Genomic DNA, 19378 nt, shown 5'->3' on the forward strand with positions numbered 1-19378 from the left:
GATGGGCTGCCGGGATGCGGTGGCCCGCCTGGCGTATCAACGCGCAACGCGGTCCGTACGCCTGTTGCCGAGAAGAGATGCCCGAATGAGCTCTGCTTTGCTCAACACCGGCGGCGGGCTTGGTTCGTCGTGATGAGGGGCCGTCTTGGTCTGCGTCTGGCGGAGTGCGATCAGACGCTGCTGTGCCGCAAGCCTGTCTTCGGCCGAGAGCTGCTCGACCGGATTGCCGGCGAGATCGTGACGCATTGAATTCGGCTGCGCGCAGGCCTGGTAATATCGCTTGGAATGAAGAAATGCGCTGGTCGCGCGACGGAGCGACATGACCGGCACGTCGGGCTTCAGCAGCGGGCGGATCTCATTCCAGAGGCCGAGCGCGAAAGGACGGATGAGGTCGCCGGCCTTGATAGGCAGGATGTCGATAGGGCGAAGCAGGAGCGCATTGATCGCAGCCGCCTTTTTGACATCGAGCTCGGTCGCAGTGACCGGCTGGCGATCGGTCGTCCAGGGTTCTTCCATGAAATCGTTCCTCTGAGTGCAATTCCATTACGAATTGATTGTGAAGTGATTTTGACGAGACGGCAAAGAAATCCGCCTGCGTCTTCTCGCCTCATGCCAAACTGTCGACCATATACGGGGTGGCGTCTCTCACAGCAAGTTTTGGTTAACGGGATTTTCATGACTGGGAAGATAGCTTGCATCGTGCCGCGAGAAGTACCGGGTACGCGGCGCACCTTTCTCTTGAATCGGCAAGCCAAGGGACGCGCACTTCGCTCGTTAGATGTGCAACGATCCTTATGTTTCGTTCCTCTTTATATGGCGCCTTGTCTGGCGGCGGGCACTATTCGGGCGATCTGCACGGAGCAGCAATGCGCCGATCCGTAGGGCAGGGCTTGACGGCGTCTCCTGCTACACCGTGTCCGGGAGGCGAAAACAAGCCAGTACGAAGTCATGCGCGACGGACATGCAGGATCGGCCGCTTCTGTGCGAGGCGCAGTCGCTATATACATCGAAAAATCTGGAGATAACGACACAGATACCTTGAGATACCTTGCCGGCGAGCCAGCGTCACGATACGCATAGGAGTGCTGTCGCGCAAAAGTCCATGTGCGATATCCGTGAGAGCTGCAGCTGGTCATGCTGCAATGGCGGAAGCAAAGCCCGCAATAGCTTCAATTAAATGAAGCATTAACCATAATCTCAAACTGTTGATCTTGCCCAGCCTTGAGCAGGGTTCTGGCTACCGATCGCCCATAAGGTCACCGGAAATCACCAAACAATCGGGCTTCAGCTCAGTGAGCCAGGCAACGCTCTTCTCAAGCGCGCAAGATTATCATTGTCGATCTGTGCATGAATATCAGTTGCATGTGCGACAATCCCATGCGCAGCCCCTTCGGCGTGTTCTTATCGATTAAGATATCGTCCCGCTCGGTGTTCGTAGCAAGTCGCGCGGTTTCGCCAGGAAAGACCTTGAGAACTCAGATCATCTCATCGACGAGGTCTGGAGAAGAGAAGGCGATTCAAAAAGCGATCGACCTTGAAACCAGCCGACTCCAGAACCTTCCGCGAGCCAGCATTCTCCGGATGCGCAAATGCACGGACCGCAGGAAGCTTCAGTTGGTTGTCGGCCAAATTTAATGCGGCAGAGATCAGTTCCGAGGCATATCCTTGTCTCCAGACATCGGGATGGAAGAAGTATCCGATCTCGCAACCCCACCCAGGATCAGAGGGATCGTTGTACAAACCACCCCAGCCGATGATTTTTCCATCATCCTTCCTGATAACGGTCCAAGGCGCATATCCATCATGCCGCCGCCGCCTTTCATGAACAGCAATCCTTCTACGACAAGCAGTTTGTGTTTCGTCTACGTGCGTATGTTTCATCGCCTCCCTGTCTCCGAGAAATTGGAATAGGGCAGGGGTGTCCGACAGCCTGGAAGGTCGAAGCAGTAGGCGGATAGTTTCTATCTGCAATCCAATCTCCAAATGCGGCGCTAAGCATGCGAAGGAGATTGAAGGTAAAAGCTCTCCCCGGACGGCGCAACGATTACCAGGCTTAAGTAAGCTAAGGTCGTCGCTATCTCATTTACCTCGCTTGCCATTCCGCGGATCCGTAGCGCAAAGAGGCGACAGAGCCTACCTGCGAAGTGCGCCATCTTTGGTTCTTCCCACGGTTGGAATGGGCAGGTCCGGTCCATAATCATCGACGCGACGATGATGATAGGAACGAAGCAGCCTTTCCGGGCCGCGCCGTTGATTTACCTGGCATGCCCCTTTATTTCTCACGCAGAAAGAAGGGGTCAGCTAGCCATGGATAATGAAACAAGCCTTCGAAACGAGCGTAAGCGCGGCTCCGGCGTGAAGGTGGTCTACGATATCCTGCGGGACGAGATTCTGGATCTCGAACTACCCCCTGGCAGCCCCATCGACGAGGTGCAGCTTTCCGAACGTTTCGGCATGTCGCGCACGCCGATCCGCGAAGCGTTGGTGCGGCTTGCGGGCGAGGGGCTGATCGATACGCTGCCCAACCGCTCGACCATGGTGTCGCAGATCGATTTCCTCAACATGCACAACTATTTCGATGCGCTGGTGCTCATGTACCGGGTCACCACGCAACTTGCGGCGAAGTATCATCGCCCGGAGGATCTTGAGGCCGTGCGCGCGCTTCAGGCGGATTTCGCTGCCGCCGTCGAGGCCCAGGATGCGCTCGCCATGATCTCCACCAACGCCGCGCTGCATCTGGCTATTGCCGAAGCTGGCCGCAATCCCTATTTCACGAGCCTTTTCTCGCGTCTGCTGAATGAGGGACGGCGCATCCTTCGCCTCTACTATCAATCCTATAATGACCGCTTGCCGCGCCGTTTCGTCGAGGAGCATGATGAAATCATCGACGCCGTCGCGGGGCGCGATATCGAGCTTGCCGAGCGTCTGGCGCGTGAACATGCGGAACAGATCGTCGCGCAGATCCAGAAATTGCTGGTGCGCGGAGATCGCCTCGACGTGCGGCTCTAGTTGCATATTTCTTGTCGACAAAATAAATACAAAGATATATCAATGCTGCAAAGACGGTAAGGCGCGGCGGCGGATGCGGCTGGGCTGGTTGCCGATCCACCCTAAAGCCAAAAGGATAGACAGATGAAATCCAGCGTTTTCTCCGGCGTGATCCCGGCGCTCATGACCCCGTGCAAGCCCGACCGCAGCCCCGATTTCGATGCGCTCGTGCGCAAGGCCAAGCAGCTCATCGCCGAAGGCATGTCGGCGGTCGTCTATTGCGGCTCGATGGGCGATTGGCCGCTTCTGACCGATGCGCAACGCATGGAGGGCGTCGAGCGGCTGGCCAAGGCGGGCGTGCCGGTCATCGTCGGCACCGGCGCCGTCAATACGGCATCGGCCGTTGCCCATGCCGCTCATGCGCAGAAGGTCGGCGCCAAGGGGCTGATGGTGATCCCGCGCGTGCTGTCGCGCGGCTCGGTGATCGCTGCCCAGAAGGCGCATTTCAAGGCGATCCTGTCGGCCGCTCCCGATCTTCCGGCCGTGATTTATAACAGCCCTTATTATGGCTTTGCCACGCGTGCCGATCTGTTCTTTGCGCTGCGTGCCGAGCATCCAAATCTCGTCGGCTTCAAGGAGTTCGGCGGCCCTGCCGATATGCGCTATGCCGCCGAGAACATCACGAGCCGCGACGATGACGTGTCGCTGATGATCGGCGTCGACACGGCCGTCTTCCATGGCTTCGTCAACTGCGGCGCGACGGGTGCCATCACCGGCATCGGCAACGTCCTGCCGAGGGAAGTCGTTCATCTCTGCAACCTCGCCCAGGCCGCAGCCAAGGGCGACGTCGATGCACGCCAGCGCGCGCTTGAACTCGAGCAGGCGCTCGCCGTCCTGTCATCCTTCGATGAAGGTCCGGACCTGGTTCTCTTCTTCAAGCACATGATGGTGCTGAAGGGAGACAAGGAATATGAGCTGCACTTCAACGAAAGCGACGTCTTGAACGACAGCCAGCGCGGCTATGTCGAGGCGCAGTTCAAGCTGTTCAATACTTGGTACGCCGAGTGGAGCAAGCTTCCGGGCGCCGTGGAAAAGTACAAGGCCTAAGTGGTCGCAAGCTCAAGCCCAAACGTGAGAGGCCCGAATGGGCCTCTTTTGTTATCTTATGTTAGCTTTCAGTTACGTTTTGACGTTGCTCAGGCCACGGCGTCGAGGCCGAGTTCTTCAAGGCGATCGAGTTGGCGGATTTCCTCTGCTGTCAGCGGGATACCATCCTTTTCCGCACGAGCGCGAGCGGTGAAGCGACGTTGTGAGGGCAGGCGCGCGCCTTGGCCGACAATCGCTTCGAACAGCACTTCGGCACGGGCGAGCGGATTTCCAGGTCGACCAGCCGCAAAAGCCTCCGGCGAGAAGGCAACGATGAGTTCGCCGTGCCGCGGCGCAAAGGCCGTGGAGCCGAGATAATCGAGCGCCTCACGGCTGGTGAAGTCGCCGATCATGATGCCGGCCAGAAGCTCGATCATCGTGCCGATGGCCGAGCCTTTGTGGCCTCCGAACGGCAGCATCGCGCCGGCAAGTGCTGCCTCCGGATCCGTGGTCGGTTGGCCGTCGGAATCGATCGCCCAGCCCTCTGGAAGAGGCTTGCCGGCGCGGCGATGCAGCTCGATCTCGCCGCGGGCGGCAACCGACGTCGCGAAGTCGAAGACGTAAGGCGGATTGTCGATGCGCGGCCAGCCGAAGGCGAAGGGGTTGGTTCCGAGGAGCGGCGCTGTACCTCCGGCGGGCGCGACGGTGGAATAGCTCGGGCACATGGCGAAGGCGGCAAGGCCTCGATCCGTCAGGGCTTCCACCTCCGGCCAGAGCGCTGCGAAATGCGTGCAGTCGTTGATGGCGAGTGCGGCAATGCCGAAGCGGCGAGCCCGTTCGGCAAGCACAGGCATGCCGAGCTCGAAGGCAGCATTGGAAAAGCCGCTCTTGGCATCGACGCGAACGATGGCGGAGCCATCATTTTGTTCGAGAACCGGCACCGCATCGGGCCGTGCCTTGCCGGCCTTGACCGCACGCAACACACCTTCGATGCGGTAGATGCCGTGCGACTTGCAAGCGTCACGTTCGCCGGCGACGATCACCCGCGCGATTGCACCGGCTTGCTGCGCATTGACGCCGGCTTTTAAAAGGATCGCTTCGACACGGCCTCGCAGCGCATCCGGTGTCAGGGTGGTCACGTCACTCAATTTCGGTTCTCCCATATTATGTTCGCTTGCATCATAGACTTGAAAATTATAAATACAAAAAGAATACAAGAAATCGACATGCGATCCTTTCGTGCTTTTCGGCTTCAGTTGAGGAAGACCAGTGAATTACCGTCATCCGCAAATATCATGCTGCTGCAGCCGAAGAAATGACGGTAAAACAGGCCCATACCGACGTTGCCGAGACGTTCTCGATCCTTCCGACAAGAACGCTTGCCATGCCGCCGGAACATATGTTGTTTGATGACGTAATATCTGCGCTTGATCCCGCACCGGGAGGAGAGATGACCATGATCTGCCTGACGCTTGGACCAACACCTGCTCGCGGTGTCTCCGATCGCGTTGCCTATTTCCACCGGAGCGCCATGACCGAGATCGGCAAGTCCAAACAGATTTTCGGCGCGCCGCAGTATCAGCAGAAATCTCTTTCGAGTGCGTGTTGATGGCAAGACCGGACGTTATCGTCATTGGGGCCGGTGTTGTTGGCCTTTCCACCGCGATCGCGGCGCAGGCGCGGGGCTTGAGCGTCATGGTCGTCGACCGCGAGGGACCGGCCGCCGGCGCTTCGGCGGGCAACGCCGGTGCCTTTGCCTTCACGGATATCCTGCCGCTGGCGTCCCCCGGCATCTTGAAAAAGGCGCCGAAATGGCTCCTCGATCCGCTCGGGCCGCTGTCGGTGCCGCCCGCCTATGCGCTCAAGATCGCGCCCTGGATGTTTCGGTTCTGGCGTGCCTGCCAGCCCTCGCGCGTTGCCCACGCCACGGCGGCCCAGACAAGCCTGATGGATCTTTCCAAGGCCGAGCTTGAGCCGTTTCTCGCCGCGACGGAGACGCTCTCCATGTTGCGCAAGGAGGGCAATCTCCAAGTCTATGAAAGCGAGGCGGAATTCCGCGCTTCGCTGCCAGGCTGGGAGGTTCGCCGCAATCACGGCATCGAATTCCAGCATCTGAAAGCCGACGAGATGGCAGCGATCCAGCCGGGGCTGGCATCGCGTTTCATCCTCGGCACTTTCACGCCCGGCTGGTATTCCATCGCCGATCCTAAGCTCTACACGCTGGCGCTGGCCGCGCATTTTCGCAGCCACGGCGGCGTCATCGAGACATCGGAGATTTCGTCGCTTCGGGCGCTCCCGGTTGGGGTCGAGGTGGTGGCTGCGGATGGAAAGCTGCGCCAGGCTGGCAAGGTTGTTCTGGCTGCCGGCGCCTTCTCGCATCGGATCGCCAAGACGCTCGGCGAGCACATTCCGCTCGAAACCGAACGCGGCTACAACACGACGCTTCCGGCCGATGCCTTCGACCTGCGCACGCAGATCACCTTCGGCGGCCATGGCTTCGTCGTCAGCAAACTTTCGACCGGCATTCGTGTCGGTGGTGCGGTGGAGCTGGGCGGATTGGCCTTGCCGCCGAATTTTCGCCGTTCCGAAGCCATGCTGCAGAAGGCGCGTAGTTTCTTGACCAGCCTCAAGCCGGAAGGTGGCGTGCAATGGATGGGCTTCCGCCCATCGCTGCCCGACAGTCTACCTGCGATCGGCAGCGCCAAGGCGACGCCGGACGTGATCTATGCCTTCGGCCATGGCCATCTCGGTTTGACCCAATCCGCCGGCACGGCGCGTATTGTCGCCGACCTTTTGACACGGCAGGCGCCGGCGATCGATCTGACGCCCTTCTCGCCGCAACGCTTCTAATGCAAACAGGCATGACGATGTGGATTTCCACATCGGTGCTTACAATCCTCTCGCATATGGACCCACGATGAAATGAACGACACGGCATCGGCTCGCAGCATCATGGGTGGCACGGCGGAGGGCCGCGTCGTCGCCACGCAGGAGGCCCTCAGCTTCTGGGGTGGGGTCGATCCGGCCACCGGCAAGGTCATCGATATCCATCATCCTCTGCATGGCGAATGTCTCACTGGCGCAATCCTGATGATGCCTTCGAGCCGCGGCTCCTGCAGTGGTTCCGGTGTGCTGCTCGATCTCGCGCTGACAGGCCGCGCGCCGGCTGCCCTGATCTTCTGCGAAGCCGAGGATGTGCTGACGCTCGGCGCACTTGTCGCCGCCGAAATGTTCGGCCGGCAGCTGCCCGTCGTGCGGCTCCATCCGGATGTCTTTGCCCGTCTGGCGCATGCAAAGACGGTCAGGATCGAAACCGCTGCCATCGTCGCGGATGGCGAGACCATGCCTCTTTTGCCACCTGCTATCGCCGGGCTTTCCTTGACGGAGGCCGACAGGTTCATGCTTGCGGGCGGCGAAGGCGTTGCGGTTGCTCAGGCCACGCGCATATTGACCGCCATGGCGGCTCAGCAGGGCGCCACTTCGCTTATCGACGTGACGCAGGGTCATATCGATGGATGCATCTATGCAAGCCCAGCCAACCTGACCTTTGCGGAAAAGATGGCTGAGTTCGGCGGACGTGTGCGCATACCTACCACCATGAACGCCATTTCCGTCGATCGCGCCAATTGGAGATCGCAGGGCGTGCCGGAGGATTTTGGCGATCCCGCCGCGCGGCTGGCGGATGCCTATGTGCGCATGGGCTGCCGCCCGACTTTCACCTGCTCTCCCTATCTGCTCGACAGCGCACCGGGCGCCGGCGAGGCCATTGGCTGGGCGGAGTCCAATGCCGTGATCTTCGCCAACAGCGTGCTTGGTGCGCGCACCGCCAAGCATCCCGATTTCCTCGATCTCTGTATTGCATTGACAGGTCGCGCGCCGCTTTCGGGCGTATATCTGGATGAAAATCGCAAGGCGACGCGTATCCTCGATGTCGAACTTCCCGAAGGTCGCGACGATGCTTTCTGGCCGCTCATCGGCTATCTCGCCGGAAAGGCGTCTCCCGATCGCATTCCGTTGCTGCGTGGTCTTGCCGCCGGACATCCGGCGCGCGACGACCTGAAGGCGCTCTGTGCTGCCTTTGGCACAACATCTGCTGCTCCCATGCTGCATGTCGAAGGCGTGACGCCGGAGGCTGTCGATGCTCTCGATCCGAATGCCGATCGCCTTACCATCACACGCGCCGACATGGCTGCCGCCTGGAGGATGTTAAACGAGGGGCCGGAAGCCGTCGAGCTCGTCGCCATCGGCAGCCCGCACGCCTCGCTTGCCGAATGCCATGCGCTCGCCCACGCCTTTGCCGGCCGGCGCCGCCTGCCTGAGGTGATGGTCATCGTCACGGCGGGGCGCGATGTCATCGCGACTGCCGAGGCTGACGGGACGCTGGCGCGGCTGCGTGACAGCGGCGTGCAGGTTTTGCCCGACCTTTGCTGGTGCTCGATCTCCGAGCCGGTCTTTCCGCCCGGCACGCGTGCGGTCATGACCAATTCGGGCAAGTATGCGCATTACGGGCCGGGGCTCAGCGGACGCGCCGTGCGCTTTGGCAGCCTTGCCGATTGCGTCGAGGCAGCTGTCGCCGGGCGCGTGGCGGCGGGGCTGCCGGACTGGCTTTGAGAGGAACGACGGCGCACGGATTTCACGCATCGGTGAGACGTCTACGTCCGCAAGCCTAGAGCAGCAATTCCAGGAAAAGTGCGGAGCGGTTTTCCGTCCGGAAATGCGTCAATACAAACGGCTCTAGACGACCGTTTCGCCGCCATCGACGACGAGGATCTGACCTGTCATGTAGGAGGAGCGGTCGGAAACGAGGAACAGGATCGGTTCGGCGATTTCCGACACATCGGCCCATCGTCCAAGCGGCACTTTCTCGGCGATGTAATCTTCGATGGCGCTGCGTCCGCCCATCTGCGTGATGAACGGCGCGTTGAACGGCGTGTCGACCCAGCCGGGGCAGAGCGCGTTGACGCGGATGCCGAAGCGGGCATAGTCGCCGGCCATCTGGCGGGTCATGGCGATGACCGCGTGTTTGGAGGTGGTATAGGCGATCATCTCGCGATCATAGAGCACGCCCGATGACGACGAGGTGTTGAGGATGACGCCCTTGCCAGCCTTCTTCATGATCGGCATGACGAAACGCGAAGCCATGAAATGCGCCCGAACATTCAGGTTCCAGGACCTATCGAAACCGGAAACCGGGACCTCTTCCAGATTACCGGCGACCTGAGCGCCGGCGTGATTGTGCAGAATATCAATGCGTCCGTGCCGGGCGGCGATCTTTGCGACACCGGCCTCAAGCGCCTGATCGTCTATGACGTCGACAACAAGGCTTTCGGCGCTGCCACCCGCCTCGGCAATCTGGCTCACAGTTTCCTCGGCATTTGCCAAGTCGATATCGGCGACGACCACATGCGCGCCTTCGCGCGCCATGATCAGCGCGCCGGCGCGGCCGATGCCGGAGCCGGCTCCGGTGACGATTGCGACCCGATTCTTGAGTATCATGATGTTTCCCTGGTCAGTTTGTCGTTGTCTTTTCGCGCATCAGGAAACGCGCGATGAGAATGAGGAAGAGCGATGCGATCAGCACCATGGTCGCGATCGCGTTGATCTCCGGCGTGACGCCGCGGCGGATCGAGGCGAAGACATAGATCGGCAGCGTCGTATTCGATCCCGCGACGAAGAAGGCGATGATGAAATCGTCGAAGGAGAAGGTGAAGGCGAGCAGGAAGCCGGCGAGGATCGATGGCATGATCTGCGGCAACACGATCTGCCGGAACGTGGTCAGCGGCGTGGCGTAGAGGTCGCTGGAGGCTTCGACGATGTCACGGCCAAGGCTTGCAATGCGCGCCTTCACGATCATCGTCACCAGCGCCATGGTGAAGAGGCCGTGCGCGGCGATGATCGAGCCATACCCGAGTGCGAATTTCGGTGGCTGATCGCTAGGCCAGACGGCTGCGATCAACGGGTTGATGATGCCGAAGACCTCGACGAGCGCCACCAGCGTCGCAATGCCGATGACGACACCAGGCACGACGATCGCGGCGGCAAAGAGCCCGTCGAAGACGGCGCGGGCGCGAGGACCGAGCCGTTCCAAGCCGATTGCCGCCATGGTGCCGAAGATTGCGGCGAGCGCGGCACTGGTAAAGGCGATGATGAGGCTGTTGCGCAGCGCTTCCATCAGAAAAGTGTTGGATAGCGCCCGTCCGTACCACTGCGTCGAAAAGCCGGTGAATTCGCTGGCATTGCGGCCGGCGTTGAAGGAGAACAGGACGACGAGCGCGATCGGCGTATAGAGGAACAGATAGACGAAGGTAACGAGCGCGCGCATCAGACGAGATCCACCTGACGGGTGCCGGCGACGCGCCAGGCAATGCGCATGGCAACCAGGAGCACGATGACGACGACAGCAACGAGGGTCACGGCGATCGCCGATCCGAATGGCCAGTTGCGCGATTGCAGGAAGAGGTCGACGAGCGCATTGCCGATGAAGAACACCTTGCCGCCGCCAAGCAACTGCGGGATCAGATATTCGCCAAGCAACAGGATCGTCACCAGGGCAACGCCGGTCATGACGCCGGGCAAGGAGAGCGGCAGCGTGATGCCAAAGAAGGTCGAGACGGGCCTGGCGCCGAGATCGGCAGAAGCCTCAAGGAGGCGGCGGTCGAGCTTTTCGAGGCTGACATAGATCGGCATGATCATCAGCGGCAGATAGCCATAGACGATACCAAGCAGCACGGCACCGGGCGTGTTGATAAGTCTGGTGTTCTCTATGCCGAAGAATTCCAGCAGATGCGGAATGCCGCGTGCGCCGAGCAGGTACATCCAGGCGTATGTGCGCACGAGCAGGCTCGTCCAGAAGGGCACGACGACGAGGGAGACGAGCAGCAGGCGGCGTTGGGGGCTCGCTTTGACGGCCAGATAATAGGCGACCGGATAAGCAACGAGCAGACAGACAGCCGCACCGATCGGCGCAAGGATCAACGTATTGATGAAAGCGGCCGACCGCGAGCCGAGATTGGCGAATTGCGCGAAGGTGAAAGCTGCCTGATAGCCGCCTTCGGGCGCACGCTCACCAAAGGCAAAGACGATGATGGCAATGAAGGGCAGCACCAGGAAGACGAACAGCCAGATGCTTGCCGGCCCGACAAGGGCAGCGGTGACGAGGCGCCGTTTGGTGGCAGGGTTAAGGGGCATCGAGAGGTTCTTTGTCCGCCGGTGCTGAGAAGGAAGCCGATCCCTTACCGCCGTCATGGTGCAAGGGATCGGGTCGAAGAAAAACGATCACGCCGACTTGAAGCGCGCCATCAGTTCGGCACGGCTCGGATCGGTGAGCGTGACGGCGGCACCGAATTCGAGCGGCGTCAGCGAGGCTTCATCCGGATAGACGATCTTGTTCGAGGTGATTTCCTTCGGCAGGAGCTCGATCACACGGCTGTCGGTGGTCGGTGCGCCATTGGCGATGTGCTCCTTCACCGCATTCTTCGGGTCCATCAGATAGTTGAGCAGGGCATAGCCGGCGGCCTTGTTCGGCGCATCCTTCGGGATCGCGTAATAGTCGGTCCAGATCTCGCCGCCGTCCTTGCCGAGCACATAGTCAAGCTCGGGCATGTCGCGATTGAGCTGCGCGCCGTCATTGGTCCAGCACATGGTCAGCCAGGCGTCGGTCGAACGCATCGACGGCTGATAGTCGGAGTTGATGGCAAAGAGATGCGGCTTGACCTTGATCAATAGTTCCTCGGCCTTGGCGAGCTCTTCCGGCTTGATCGAGTTGAAATCGTAGCCGAGGGAAACGAGCGCACTGCCGATGGTGGTCAGCTGATAATCGTGCACCATGGCGCGGCCGTCGGCCTCCGTCTGCGCAATCTCGAAGAAGTCCTTCCAGCTCGAAAGCTTGGTCTTGATCTTTTTGGTGTTGACGGAAAAGCCGGTCGTGCCCCAGTTCTTCGGCACGGCATAGGTCTTGCCGTCGATCTGCCCTTCCTTGGTGAAGCGCGGGCTTTCCGTTGCCTGGCTGAAATTCGGAATCTTGGAGAGATCGAGTTCCTCGATGAGGCCGAGCTTGTGATGGGTCGAGATCGTGTAGTTGGTCGGTACGAAGAGCGACCAGCCGGAGGCGCCGGCCTGGAGCTTTGCGAGCATTTCCTCATTCGAGCCGAAGACGTTGACTTCGACGGCGACGCCGGTTGCTGCCTTGAAGTTCTCGAAGGTCGCGGGGTCGTGATAGTTCGGCCAGGTCGCGATCGACATCTGCGTGCCGAGTTCGCCGGCGGCATAGGCGGGCGTCGACAGCGCGCCCGGGAAGCGCGACAGAACCGCCGTTGCAAGGCCGAGGCCTGTGATATTCAGAAAGTGACGACGGCTGATCGAGCCACGCTTCAGGCGCATGAATTCGTCCATGAAGCCTTCGGCTGAAATCGGAAGATTGTCCTTATAATCCTTGCTCATGATGCTGTTCCCTTGTTTTGGCTTATGCATTCGATGCTGGAAAGACATGGAGGGCTGTGGGGTCGAAGCCGAGGAAGACCTCTTCGCCCGGACCCACGAGATCGCTTTCGTTCATGCTGCGGCGATCCGAGGTGATCAGGAAATCGCCGAGACCGGGGACGGTGACCGCATATTCGGCTGACGAGCCCAGGAAGATGCGATGCGTCACCGTGCCCTTGAAGGACATACCGGCTGCCGCCATGCCGCGGCTGAGATGGATCGCTTCCGGACGCAGGGCGGCAATTGCCGCTCCCGGTGCGAGCCGCTTGCCGGTTGACAGTGCCGAACCGTCCGCCAGGCGAAGCGTTTTGCCGTCGGCTTCCATCGTCGCCTCGATGCGGTTGGTCTTGCCGACGAAATCGGCGACGAAGAGATCGGCAGGGCGATCATAGACTTCCTGCGGCGTGCCGAGCTGGCGAATGCGCCCTGCGCTCATGACGCAGACGATATCGGCCATCGACAGTGCTTCTTCCTGGTCGTGGGTGACGAGAACGAAGGTAATGCCGAGCTCGCGCTGCAGCGTCTGAAGCTCGATCTGCATGGCCGAGCGCAGTTTCTTGTCAAGGGCCGCCAGCGGCTCGTCGAGCAGGAGCACGGAGGGACGGTTGACGATGGCGCGCGCCAGGGCCACGCGCTGCTGCTGCCCGCCGGACATTTCATGGATGCGGCGCTTGGCGAAACCGCCGAGGCGAACCATCTCGAGCGCTTCGGCAACGCGCCGGTCGATTTCGGTACCGCCGATCTTCGGGCGCATCTGCTTCAGCCCGTAGGCGACGTTCTGCGCGACGTTGAAATGCGGAAACAGCGCATAGTGCTGGAACACCATGTTGACCGGGCGTCGGTAGGCCGGAACACCGTTCATCTCCCGCCCGTCGATCAGCACTGTGCCTTCGCTCGGCTGTTCGAAGCCGCCGATCATGCGCAAGCACGTCGTCTTGCCGCAGCCGGAAGGCCCCAGAAGCGCCAGGAATGCGCCCTTGGGCACATTGAGATTGATGTCCATCACGGCGGTCACGGCGCCATAGTTCTTCGTGACCGAACGGAATTCGATATCGTTCGTTGAAGCGGATGCCACGTCTGTTCCCTGCGGTTGGTCGGCAGTCTTGATCTGCCTTATTGCCACCGTCGTTAAGGAAAGAGTAAGCCTGAGCTTCTCGCGAGGTATATACCCCGAAAGAGGTATTTTCGTGCAGAATGCTTCGTGGGAGGTGTATATAGGGGCTGCGCTGAATGCGCAGGGCGGCAGAGGGGATCCGTCACATGAGCACCGACCTTGAAGGGCTGTTTGCCGCCTTCAACGCCACGATCGGCCGATCGACGATGACGGATGCCGAGTTCGGAGAGACGTTCCGCCAGATGATGGCGTCGCTGGTACGGTTCGATTACGTGGTCGTTTTCGCCTATCGCGGCAAGGAACGGCCGATCGATCTCTACAGCACTTTCGATCCCCAAGAGCATGTCGTTTTCGTCACGCTCTACCAGGCTGGCCCCTATCTGCTGGATCCCTTCTATCACACGGCGCGCAGCCGCCGCGAAGGCGTGCTCAGGATGCGGGAGCTGGCGCCGGATCGCTTCTTTTCCAGCGAGTACTACCGAACCTATTATGTGCAGACCGGACTTGCCGAGGAGATCGGCTTCTTCGTCAATGCCGACGAGGACGTCACCATCGTCCTTTCATTGATGCGGCGCGAGAGGACCGGGGTTTTTCCGCCTGCTGAATTTGCGACGCTGAAGAAGGTCGAACCGCTCGTCGCAAACATGGTGCGACACTATTGGGCCGGCCTCGCCTCGCGCTTCGATGCGCAACTGGTGGCCGGCAGCAGGAGCCGGCGCAGGAAGGGCGAGAACGAGATTGTCCCGCCAGCGGAAGCTGTCTGGCGGGATCTCAATCTGACGAGCCGGGAGACTGCCATCGTCGAACTCGTCTTACAGGGGCATTCGTCGGAATCGATCGGTCTGAAGCTCAATATCTCGACGGGGACGGTGAAGGTTCACCGCCGCAACGTCTATCGCAAGCTCGGCATCTCATCCCAGACCCAGCTGCTTTCGCTCTATCTCAAGAACCTCGCCTAGTCGGCATCTAGGCTGATATGCGGGCGCCTGGTTCTTCTCTCGCGAGAAGCTTCAGCCAGGGACCGCAATGAAAGAGGCTCATGAGCAGATACATCGGCACCATGCCGCCGAGCATCGAACTATCATGCGCCGAACAGATCATGTCGCCGGTCGCGCCATAGGCAGACAGCACCGTCATGAGGGCGAAACTTGGCGCAGCGGCCATTGCCAGCCAGCGACCGGCAATGGCTGGCAGGGCAGGGGCGGCGGCATGTCTGCCGACCCTTTCATTGTTTTCGGATGAGCCAGACATCAGTTTGCTCCGTATCGATCGTGGTGTCTCCACCACACACCGGTCTCGTTGCGGCCGAGCGGGGCGCGATCGAGCCACTGATACATGCCCCAGAGACCGTCAAGGCCGCGGGCATAGGACGAATAGGTGTGGTAGATGTCGCCATCCTGGATCGAGAAAGCGCTGACGCCGGGCCGGTCGCGTGTGTAGGTTGGGACATTCGTCCCTGTCATTGACGCCATCAATTGCACCGGGCCTTCGCTGCCGCGCAGCTCCCATTGCTGCATCGTCTTGCCCGCCTGAGCGTCGGGCATCGGCGGTTCGCGACGGTAATTATATTCGATGCCACCGTCGCGCTGTTCTTCCGGCGTGAACCAGACGTTGAAATCGTGGTTGAAATCGCTATTGGCCGATGAGGCCCAGTCGAAGGTCCAGCCCATGCGCCGCTTGAATTCCAACAGTTTGGCAAGCGGCGCCCTGGATACTGCGGAAAAAGCGACATCGTGGTTCTCAAGATGCACTGCGATGCCGTTGAAGCCATCGGCGATCGACGAACAGGATGGGCAGCCGGCCGTGTAGTCCGGTCCGAACATGAAATGATAGACCAGAAGCTGCGAGCGGCCCTTGAAGAGGCCTGAGAGCGGAACGACGCCCTTCTCGGTCTCGAGCCGGTAGTCCTTCTCCAGCTTCACCCAGGGCAATTCCTGGCGGCGGGCGGCGATCTCGTCGCTGCGTCGCGTCAGTTCCTTTTCCTGCTCCAGTAGCGAAAGCCGTGCCGAAAGCCATTCCTGGCGCGTTCCAGTTCTATGCATCGTCATGGTTCATCTCCTCTTGTCGGTCAGCTCGTCCGTGTCGGCGCTACATCTTGCCTGCCGATATGCGATAACTTACCCCTGGAGACCGAAGGGGTGGGAGTTACAAGTGTGACGGGATTTCGATGGACTCGCTGATCGTCGCTGCAGCTCAGGCGCTTGCATCAGGCGATGTGCTGGGCGCTTTGAAGCGTGTGTCGCTGCGCGAGGATGCGCCGGCGCTGGCGCTGCGCGGCATTGCCATGGCGCAGCTCGGAGATCTTGTCCGCGCCAAGACACTTCTGAAGAGCGCCGCGCGCGCCTTTGGTCCCCGCGAGGCTGTCGCCCGTGCCCGGTGCACCGTGGCCGAAGCCGAGATTGCCCTTGTGTCGCGTGACCTTGGCTGGCCGGAAAAAACGCTGGAGACGGCAAGGGCGGCCCTCGAAAGACATGGCGACCACGTCAATGCCGCCCATGCCCGCAACCTGCAGATACGCCGTCTGTTGCTTGTCGGCCATCTGGACGAGGCCGAACGCCTATTGGCGAAGCTCGATCCATCGCCGCTGCCACCAGCCGCAAGGGCGAGCCATGAACTGGCGGTCGCCGGCATCGCCATCCGCCGCCTGCGGATCGCGCCGGCCCGCGCCGCCCTTGCGCGCGCCGCGGAAGCGGCCGGCAAGGCAGGGATCCCCGCACTTATGATCGAAGTGCGCGATGCGACACGTGCTCTGGATGCCCCGGCTGCGCGGCTGGTAGCCCAGGGCGAGGAGAAATTGCTGTCGCTCGACGAGGTCGAGGCCCTGTTGGCGTCTGGAATATTGGTGGTCGATGCCTGCCGCAATATCGTGCGCAGCGGCGGCGAGATCGTGCCGCTTGCGAGCCGGCCGGTGCTCTTTGCCCTGGCGCGCGCGCTTGCCGAGGCCGCTCCCGCCGATGTACCGCGTTCTACCCTGCTTTCCCGCGCCTTCCATGCTCGCCATGCCGACGAATCCCACAGGGCGCGGCTGAGGGTCGAGATCGGGAGGCTTCGCGCCGCCCTGGAGCCATTGGCCGATATCAGCGCGACGCCGCGCGGTTTTGCGCTGACGCCGCGTGGAGAACGCGGTGTCGTGGTACTGGCGCCACCGGTGGAAGTCGAGAATGGCTCGCTGCTCGCTCTGCTTTCGGATGGAGAATCCTGGTCGAGTTCAGCATTGTCGATTGCACTGGCGACAAGCCCGCGCACGGTGCAGCGTGCTCTCGACGCGCTTGCAGCGGCTGGAATGGTGCAAAGTGTCGGCAATGGGAGAGCCTGCCGCTGGATGATGCCGCCGGTTGTCGGCTTCCCGACAACATTGTTACTCCCTGGGCCGCTGCCGAGCGACTAAGGTCTCTCATATCGACACTCGACCAATTCCGACCGGAGGATGGAAGCATGAAAAAGTCCCGAGCAGAAATCATTCGCGAATACGGTCCCTTCGAGAACGCGCCGAGGGTGAATGGAGTTACCTTCGATGGCCAGCACGTCTGGTTCGCCTCCGGCGAAAAGCTGCATGCTCTGAACCCGGAGAGCGGCGAACAGGTGCGCACGATCGACGTTGCGTCCCATGCAGGCACCGCTTTCGACGGGCGTTACCTCTATCAGATCGCCGAGGACAAGATTCACAAGGTCGATCCCGCGACAGGAAATATCATTTCCACCATTCCCGCGCCCGGCAACGGCGGCGATTCAGGCCTCGCCTGGAGTGACGGCAGCCTGTGGGTCGGGCAGCATCGCGGCCGCAGGATCTACGAAATCGACCCCGAAACCGGTGCCATCAAGCGCACCATCGAATCCAACCGTATCGTCACCGGCGTCACATGGGTCGACGGAGAATTGTGGCATGGCACCTGGGAGGGCGACGAAAGCGATGTGCGCCGCGTCGATCCGGCGACGGGCGAAGTGCTGGAGCGGCTCGAAATGCCCGAAGGGACCGGCGTCTCCGGCCTCGAATCCGATGGCAAGGACCGGTTCTATGCCGGCGGCGGCAGCAGCGGCAAACTGCGGGCGATCCGCCGTCCGCGCTGAACGGCATTGATAGAGATATCCCGCATCGGAGGTCGATCGGTCTTCGATGCGTTCCGGCAGGCGGCTTTATTTTTCAGATTCGGAAAGTATTGGCTTACGGATGCCACTTGAAAGGCTCCATTCGGATCACCACTGGATACCACACCTTTAGAACGTCCCCGGGGACAACGGCGCCTTAGGATCGATCCCCGCGATGGGTCGATTCCGCCAAACGCACCTCGGGTGCCGGCCGCAGTGCCATGCGCTCTTGGCATGGAAGCCATGCCTTGCTGTTTGACGCCGTCGTCGCCATATCTGACTTACCAATCGCATTTCTATCATGTCCAGTTGCAAGCTGCGCCGGCCCGGTCGATGCCGGAGATATTCGCGTGCGCGGAGGAGGCGTCATGAATGGCATCACGAAAAGTCTCGATGAAATGAACCTGCAGGAGCGCGCCGACCTTATGACGGCCGTTGCGGATGTACTGCAGGCTGCCGCCGAAGAGGCGGAGGAGGATGGCGATGCGCTCGCCGCCACCAATTCCTTCTTTCTCGCATGCAATCTTCGCAGCTGTTCGTCGGATCTCGGCCCGAAGGACCTGAAGGCTGCCGAGCTTCTGCTGGAGCAGGGCATCACGTTCATTCATCTGCTGAATGGACGAAGAAAGAATGGCATTTCGGTTCACTGAAGCGCATCGCGATCTTTCAGGTTCGCCTCTTGCGCTTCAGGTCTTGATCTAGGCTCAGGACCTATTAATTTTGCTTGAGATGTGATTCACGGTTTCCGATAGGAGGCCGCGATGAGTGATTTGTTTTTGTTGAGCGAGCGCCAAATGGCGCTGATCGAACCGTACTTCCCTTTGGCGCATGGCATTCCGCGGGTGGACGACCGCCGGGTGATCAGTGGCATCGTCTACGTCATCAAGCATGGCATGCAGTGGAAGGATGCGCCGAAGGACTACGGTCCGCACAAGACGCTCTACAATCGCTTCATTCGCTGGAGCCGCCTTGGTGTCTTTGACCGCATCTTCGCGGCCCTGGCGGTCGATGGCGCGAAGTCCGAGCGGATCATGATCGATGCCACGCATCTCAAGGCACATCGCACGGCCGCAAGCCTGCTAAAAAAGGGGATGTTCCCCGTCGTATCGGGCGAACCAAAGGTGGACTGAACTCCAAGCTGCACACGGTCTGCGATGACGAAGGCCGCCCAATCGTCATGCTGCTCAGTGAAGGCCAGATGAGCGATCACAAAGGCGCACGGCTCGTTCTCGACGCTTTGCCGCCCGCCAAAGTCCTCATTGCCGATCGCGGCTACGACAGCACGCCATTCCGTGAGGCATTGCAGGCAAAAGGTATCGAACCCTGCATTCCATCGAGCCGCAGCCGGAAAGTGCCATACCCCTATGACAAGACGCTTTATCGCAAGCGCCACAAGGTCGAGAACCTCTTCGCAAAACTCAAGGACTGGCGCCGCATCGCAACTCGCTACGATCGATGCGCCCACACCTTCTTCTCGGCAATATGTATCGCCGCAACCGTCATCTTCTGGCTCTGAGCAATGAGTCCTGAGCCTAGCACTACTTTGGCAGATTAACCGGTCATTTACGATGATGGGCCATCTTGGGCACTTTCACAGGGGTGCGCGAGATGTCGGAACTGGATGTT

General features: G+C 60.6%; 20 protein-coding genes. 10 read left to right on the forward strand and 10 right to left on the reverse strand.

Annotation, left to right across the window (positions count from 1 at the left end):
- Window positions 1-36 precede the first annotated feature (36 nt).
- Window positions 37-516, reverse strand: coding sequence for a ProQ/FINO family protein (locus FHT84_RS30310; RefSeq protein ID WP_112344441.1), 480 nt, complete (start codon window positions 514-516; stop codon window positions 37-39).
- Between the two features lie 969 nt (window positions 517-1485).
- Complete coding sequence (locus tag FHT84_RS30315; protein WP_210278993.1) at window positions 1486-1983, reverse strand: GNAT family N-acetyltransferase; 498 nt, start codon at window positions 1981-1983, stop codon at window positions 1486-1488.
- Window positions 1984-2307: 324 nt separating this feature from the next.
- On the opposite strand from FHT84_RS30315, the gene FHT84_RS30320 reads away from it, so the two are divergent.
- Together FHT84_RS30320 and FHT84_RS30325 are read left to right on the forward strand one after the other, a co-directional pair.
- Window positions 2308-3009 (forward strand): GntR family transcriptional regulator, encoded by a 702-nt coding sequence (locus FHT84_RS30320; RefSeq protein WP_112344443.1) that lies wholly within the window; start codon window positions 2308-2310, stop codon window positions 3007-3009.
- Between the two features lie 123 nt (window positions 3010-3132).
- Window positions 3133-4095, forward strand: coding sequence for a dihydrodipicolinate synthase family protein (locus tag FHT84_RS30325; protein WP_112344444.1), 963 nt, complete (start codon window positions 3133-3135; stop codon window positions 4093-4095).
- Window positions 4096-4184: 89 nt separating this feature from the next.
- Here the strand turns inward: FHT84_RS30325 and FHT84_RS30330 are convergent, their stop codons facing one another.
- Window positions 4185-5222 (reverse strand): Ldh family oxidoreductase, encoded by a 1038-nt coding sequence (locus tag FHT84_RS30330; RefSeq protein WP_112344445.1) that lies wholly within the window; start codon window positions 5220-5222, stop codon window positions 4185-4187.
- Between the two features lie 167 nt (window positions 5223-5389).
- On the opposite strand from FHT84_RS30330, the gene FHT84_RS30335 reads away from it, so the two are divergent.
- From FHT84_RS30335 to FHT84_RS30345, 3 genes are all read left to right on the forward strand, one after another.
- Window positions 5390-5683: a hypothetical protein gene (locus FHT84_RS30335; protein ID WP_112344446.1), complete on the forward strand. Its 294-nt coding sequence runs from the start codon at window positions 5390-5392 to the stop codon at window positions 5681-5683.
- Window positions 5683-6924, forward strand: a complete 1242-nt coding sequence (locus FHT84_RS30340) for an FAD-binding oxidoreductase (protein ID WP_145646667.1) — start codon at window positions 5683-5685, stop codon at window positions 6922-6924. The genes FHT84_RS30335 and FHT84_RS30340 overlap by 1 nt, the downstream gene beginning before the upstream one ends.
- 72 nt (window positions 6925-6996) lie before the next feature.
- A complete protein-coding gene (locus tag FHT84_RS30345; RefSeq protein ID WP_112344448.1) occupies window positions 6997-8685 on the forward strand; it encodes an aconitase X in 1689 nt (562 codons plus the stop codon).
- 123 nt (window positions 8686-8808) lie between these two features.
- Here FHT84_RS30345 and FHT84_RS30350 read toward each other — a convergent pair whose 3' ends face one another.
- The 5 genes from FHT84_RS30350 to FHT84_RS30370 all read right to left on the reverse strand — a co-directional run bounded on the left by FHT84_RS30350 (window position 8809) and on the right by FHT84_RS30370 (window position 13627).
- Window positions 8809-9570 carry an SDR family oxidoreductase gene (locus FHT84_RS30350; protein ID WP_145646668.1) on the reverse strand — a complete coding sequence of 254 codons (762 nt, stop codon included), beginning with the start codon at window positions 9568-9570 and terminating at the stop codon, window positions 8809-8811.
- A 13-nt stretch (window positions 9571-9583) separates the two neighbouring features.
- Complete coding sequence (locus FHT84_RS30355; RefSeq protein ID WP_145646670.1) at window positions 9584-10396, reverse strand: ABC transporter permease; 813 nt, start codon at window positions 10394-10396, stop codon at window positions 9584-9586.
- The gene (locus FHT84_RS30360; RefSeq protein WP_112344451.1) at window positions 10396-11262 is read right to left on the reverse strand and encodes an ABC transporter permease; all 867 of its coding nucleotides are present in this window, start codon (window positions 11260-11262) and stop codon (window positions 10396-10398) included. Before FHT84_RS30360 ends, FHT84_RS30355 begins: the two co-directional genes overlap by 1 nt.
- An 87-nt stretch (window positions 11263-11349) precedes the next feature.
- Window positions 11350-12513, reverse strand: coding sequence for a spermidine/putrescine ABC transporter substrate-binding protein (locus tag FHT84_RS30365; RefSeq protein ID WP_112344452.1), 1164 nt, complete (start codon window positions 12511-12513; stop codon window positions 11350-11352).
- A 22-nt stretch (window positions 12514-12535) separates the two neighbouring features.
- The gene (locus FHT84_RS30370) at window positions 12536-13627 is read right to left on the reverse strand and encodes an ABC transporter ATP-binding protein (RefSeq protein WP_112344453.1); all 1092 of its coding nucleotides are present in this window, start codon (window positions 13625-13627) and stop codon (window positions 12536-12538) included.
- A 185-nt stretch (window positions 13628-13812) separates the two neighbouring features.
- On the opposite strand from FHT84_RS30370, the gene FHT84_RS30375 reads away from it, so the two are divergent.
- Window positions 13813-14625: a helix-turn-helix transcriptional regulator gene (locus FHT84_RS30375; RefSeq protein WP_112344454.1), complete on the forward strand. Its 813-nt coding sequence runs from the start codon at window positions 13813-13815 to the stop codon at window positions 14623-14625.
- 7 nt (window positions 14626-14632) lie between these two features.
- Here FHT84_RS30375 and FHT84_RS30380 read toward each other — a convergent pair whose 3' ends face one another.
- Together FHT84_RS30380 and FHT84_RS30385 are read right to left on the reverse strand one after the other, a co-directional pair.
- Window positions 14633-14917 (reverse strand): hypothetical protein, encoded by a 285-nt coding sequence (locus FHT84_RS30380; RefSeq protein ID WP_112344455.1) that lies wholly within the window; start codon window positions 14915-14917, stop codon window positions 14633-14635.
- Window positions 14917-15714, reverse strand: coding sequence for a thioredoxin family protein (locus FHT84_RS30385; RefSeq protein WP_112344456.1), 798 nt, complete (start codon window positions 15712-15714; stop codon window positions 14917-14919). Before FHT84_RS30385 ends, FHT84_RS30380 begins: the two co-directional genes overlap by 1 nt.
- Window positions 15715-15833: 119 nt before the next feature.
- On the opposite strand from FHT84_RS30385, the gene FHT84_RS30390 reads away from it, so the two are divergent.
- The 4 genes from FHT84_RS30390 to FHT84_RS30405 all read left to right on the forward strand — a co-directional run bounded on the left by FHT84_RS30390 (window position 15834) and on the right by FHT84_RS30405 (window position 19268).
- On the forward strand, window positions 15834-17054 hold the full coding sequence (locus FHT84_RS30390) for a helix-turn-helix domain-containing protein (RefSeq protein WP_112344457.1): 1221 nt from the start codon (window positions 15834-15836) through the stop codon (window positions 17052-17054).
- Between the two features lie 47 nt (window positions 17055-17101).
- Complete coding sequence (locus FHT84_RS30395) at window positions 17102-17734, forward strand: PQQ-binding-like beta-propeller repeat protein (protein ID WP_112344458.1); 633 nt, start codon at window positions 17102-17104, stop codon at window positions 17732-17734.
- 386 nt (window positions 17735-18120) lie between these two features.
- Complete coding sequence (locus FHT84_RS30400; RefSeq protein ID WP_112344459.1) at window positions 18121-18402, forward strand: hypothetical protein; 282 nt, start codon at window positions 18121-18123, stop codon at window positions 18400-18402.
- Between the two features lie 111 nt (window positions 18403-18513).
- A protein-coding gene (locus FHT84_RS30405) for an IS5 family transposase (RefSeq protein ID WP_112343075.1) occupies window positions 18514-19268 on the forward strand; the annotation gives its coding sequence in 2 pieces (ribosomal slippage) (window positions 18514-18847 and window positions 18847-19268; 756 coding nt in all).
- Window positions 19269-19378: the final 110 nt, after the last annotated feature.

It is taken from the genome of Rhizobium sp. BK289 (assembly GCF_014193575.1).
Taxonomy (GTDB): domain Bacteria; phylum Pseudomonadota; class Alphaproteobacteria; order Rhizobiales; family Rhizobiaceae; genus Rhizobium; species Rhizobium tropici_C.